This is a genomic window from Shewanella marina JCM 15074, from assembly GCF_000614975.1.
Classification (GTDB): Bacteria; Pseudomonadota; Gammaproteobacteria; order Enterobacterales; family Shewanellaceae; genus Shewanella; species Shewanella marina.
Window position 1 is genome coordinate 1 of the sequence record NZ_BALM01000057.1, and the last position, 3,918, is coordinate 3,918.

4 protein-coding genes are annotated in these 3,918 nt (G+C 40.3%); all 4 read left to right on the top strand.

What is annotated here, in order from left to right:
* On the top strand, positions 1–272 hold a 272-nt coding region (locus tag JCM15074_RS23295), incomplete at its 5' end, for a branched-chain amino acid transport system II carrier protein (protein WP_037470132.1).
* Between the two features lie 554 nt (positions 273–826).
* Complete coding sequence (locus JCM15074_RS20065; protein WP_025823736.1) at positions 827–2,059, top strand: serine/threonine protein kinase; 1,233 nt, start codon at positions 827–829, stop codon at positions 2,057–2,059.
* A 387-nt stretch (positions 2,060–2,446) separates the two neighbouring features.
* Entirely contained in the window at positions 2,447–3,559 is a 1,113-nt protein-coding gene (locus JCM15074_RS23300) for an arginine deiminase (protein ID WP_373278929.1), read from the top strand.
* Positions 3,560–3,587: 28 nt separating this feature from the next.
* Positions 3,588–3,918 (top strand): amino acid kinase family protein (locus JCM15074_RS20075; protein ID WP_025823738.1); only part of this gene is annotated, 331 nt, incomplete at its 3' end.

The following is a 3,918-nucleotide window of genomic DNA, read 5'->3' on the forward strand; positions in this document are numbered from 1 at the left end:
TCGCATTATTATTAGTTGCGCCTTTACGTAAGCAGTTATCCCAAACTGCGATATTAGTCGTTATGGCAACGGCATTAGTGTTTGGTTCGATGGATGCTGTACATATTTTAGGTGCGATGCCTGCGGCATTAAATAATATGTTATTAGTGCATTTACCTTTATACAGTTATTTTGCTGGTTGGGTGGTACCTACATTATTCATGTTGGTTGCAGGAATAGTGGTAAATCGAATCATGGGCGCCAATACTGAACCGCAGGCTGTGACACAATAAGATTATTTATTTCTAATGAGTTCTCGCTGTTATGGCGAGGACTGATTATTTTTGATGCTTGTGCTAGCAGAAATCAGTCATTTCTGATGATTTTCTATCGAAATCCGGTCATTTCAGTTTCTTTGTTTTTATATTGATTATAATATCTTAATGATTATTCTAGCCTTTACTTTATCTATCTAAATCATTGATTTTAATAGGTATGTCTGGGGTGTTTTTTATTAATTTGGATATTGGGGACGTGGCTGAATTGGGCTTTAAAATACTTTATTGATGCTTTTTATCCATGAATTTTACTGGCAGCAGAAATCCGTAAATACCGAGCATGATTTCGATATTAACCAGAGCGCGAAAGGGTAATTATACAGTCATTGAATAAGGCAAAGGTTTACCTTTTCAATCAGAAGAAATAGCACATATAACATGGATAGTGCCGACCATACGCTTAGATTAAGACAACATAGTTATCTAGCTAGCAGGAATGGCGAACAAATCGGTTATATACACAACTTAGCTATTTTATTAATCGTATTCATTCTCTTGGAGAGTTTGTAATGAGCGTTTCTAATGATTTGTATCCAAATGCTTCTGCACCACTAGACCGTAAAGAATCTGGTGTTCCATATGTTCGTCCTGGTATCAAAGTTGAATCTTACAACGACTTCGACCCACTTAAGCATGTAATTGTTGGTATTGCTGATAACCAGTGTATTCCTGAAGCGTGTCCTGCTAGTAACGAAAAAATTCCTGCTGACTCACCTATGCGTGGTGGCAAAGCTGGTCGTCGTACTCAAGAGTCTATCGACGAAGCAAACGAGTGCTTAAACGGTTTCGCTAAGTTACTTGAAGGCCGTGGTATTGTTGTTGACCGTCCAGGTGCTGTTGACTGGAACCAACGCATTGTTACTCCTGATTTTACAATCAGCTCTGGTTTTGGTGTTATGCCTCCTCGTGACTGCCTATTAACAATGGGTAAGAGCATTCTTATGGCACCAATGAGCTTCCGTAGCCGTTACTTCGAATATTTGGCATATGTTGATTTATTACGTGAATATTTCGAATCTGACCCTGAGTGTTTGATTGAGCAAGCTCCACGTCCACGTCTTTCTGATGACAGTTTCCGTATGGATTATGTTGCTGCATACGAATATTTATCAGACGAAGAGACAATGGCTCGTTCTTGCAACAAAGAATACTCAACTAAAGAAACAGACATTCTGTTTGATGCGGCTGACGTAATGCGTCTTGGTAAGGATATCTTCGTACAGCACGGTTTAACAACTAACCTAGCTGGTATCCGTTGGATCAAGCGTAAGTATGAGCCACAAGGTTTCCGTATTCATACACTAAGCTTTAAAGACAACCACCCTATCCACATCGATGCAACATTCTGCCCATTACGTCCAGGCTTAATGTTACTTAACCCACACCGCCCATTATTTGATGGTCAGCGTGAAATCTTCGAGAAGAATGGTTGGGAAATCGTTGAAGCTGTGGCTCCTGCTTGGGATACTCCACCACCACTATGCTACTCAAGTACTTGGTTATCTATGAATACCTTGATTCTTGACCATAAGACTGTGTGTGTTGAAGCATCTGAAACTGGCCAAATGGAACAGTTCGACAAGCTTGGCTTCGAAGTTCTACCTGTTGATTTACGTGGCGCATATGCATTCGGTGGTGGTCTACACTGTGCAACAGCTGACGTACATCGTGAAGGTACATGTGAAGATTACTTTGCTAACCAGTTTGCTGGTGCTCATAACATCGAGCATTGGGAATACTAATCTAAGCGATTAATTTCACCAAAAAGGGTCTCCTAAAAAGGAGGCCCTTTTTTTGTGCTCAAATAAAATTTATGAATAAAAAACAAACGAATTGTTAGTGGGGAGTGACGGCAGAAATTCGATAATTTACAGCACAATTTCGGTATTAAGCCGCTACAGAACAGGCAATATAGAGCACATCTAAAGAGTTATATAAAAACCGGTTTAGTTCATAACGTATTGAATTATACCGAAGTAATTTTGGATTCAATCAACTTAACCTGAACAAAGAGAACAAATTATGGTTAAACATTATGTGGGTTCGGAAGTAGGTCAATTACGCAGTGTGTTACTGCATTATGATAATTTGGCATTTGAGCGGCTAACCCCGTCAAACTGCATGATTTATTGTTTGATGACGTACTTTCTGTAGAAAAAGCAGCGAAAGAACATGAAGAGTTTGCTTCTATTCTTACGCAGCAGGGCGTTAATGTACTTTATCTTAATAATTTACTTGCAGAAACATTAGCGGTACCAGAGGCGCGTGCTTGGTTACTGAATGCACAGCTAAGTGATTATCGTTTAGGTAAAACTCTGGCTTCAGGTGTAAGAAGTTGGTTGAACGAATTACCAAATGATCAGATTGCTAAGTATTTAACCGGTGGTTTGGCATTTAACGAAATCCCTGATGCTTATTTTACCGCTTTATTTGATTCATATGATTATGAAAACTTTATTTTAAAGCCTCTTCCTAATCACCTATTTACCCGTGATACCTCTTGCTGGGTATACAACGGTGTATCAATTAACCCAATGGCGAAAGCAGTTCGTCGTCGTGAATCTAACAACCTTAAAGCGATTTACCGCTGGCATCCATTCTTTGCTGAGCAGAACTTTGAGTACTACTTAGGCAATGAAACCGTTAATTACGATAACGCCACCATTGAAGGCGGTGATGTATTAGTAATTGGTCGCGGTGCAGTGTTAATTGGTTTATCTGAGCGTACTACGCCAGAAGGAATTGAAGCATTAGCTCACTCATTATTTAGTAAAGGACAAGCGTCTAAAGTTGTGGTGCTTGAGCTACCTAAAGACCGTGCTTGTATGCACTTAGACACCGTATTTACTCAGCTTGATATCAATGTGTTCTCTGCTTACCCAGCAGTGATTAATGAGCAAACACGTTGCTGGACACTTACCGCTGGCGTAAATGGCAAATTAGATATCGTTGAAGAAGCAGGCTATCGCCAAGCAATCATGAAGGCCCTTGATTTAGGCAGCATCAAAGTGATTACCACAGGTGGCGATATTTATGGTCAAGAGCGTGAGCAGTGGAATGATGCTAACAACGTATTAACGATTCGCCCTGGTGTGGTTGTGGGCTATGAGTGCAATACCTTGACTAATGAAAAGTATCAAGAAGCAGGTATCGAAGTATTAAGTTTTGGTGGGGATCAGCTAGGGCGTGGACGCGGTGGCGCACGTTGCATGAGCTGTCCTCTAGAACGTGATGGTATTTAATGGAAGTTAAGGATTTAAGGAAATAAAAATGACTAAACCTACAGTTGTTGTTGCATTAGGCGGAAACGCGCTTCTATGTAGAGGCGAGCCATTAGATGCTGATATTCAAAGAAAAAACGTTGGTACTGCGGCGCAAGCAATTGCTGCACTTATTCAAGATTGGAACGTGGTTTTAGTTCACGGTAATGGTCCTCAAGTGGGTTTACTAGCATTACAGAATGCAGCTTATAAAGAAGTTAAAGCTTACCCTCTAGACATCTTAGGTGCAGAAACTCAAGGTATGATCGGTTACCTATTAATGCAAGAGTTACGCAATGTATTACCTGAGACTGCAGTAACAACATTACTGACTCAAGTTG

Bases quoted from the DNA above. Each gene is read 5' to 3' on its own strand.
- JCM15074_RS20065 (WP_025823736.1), top strand. From the start codon at position 827: ATGAGCGTTTCTAATGATTTGTATCCAAATGCTTCTGCACCACTAGAC.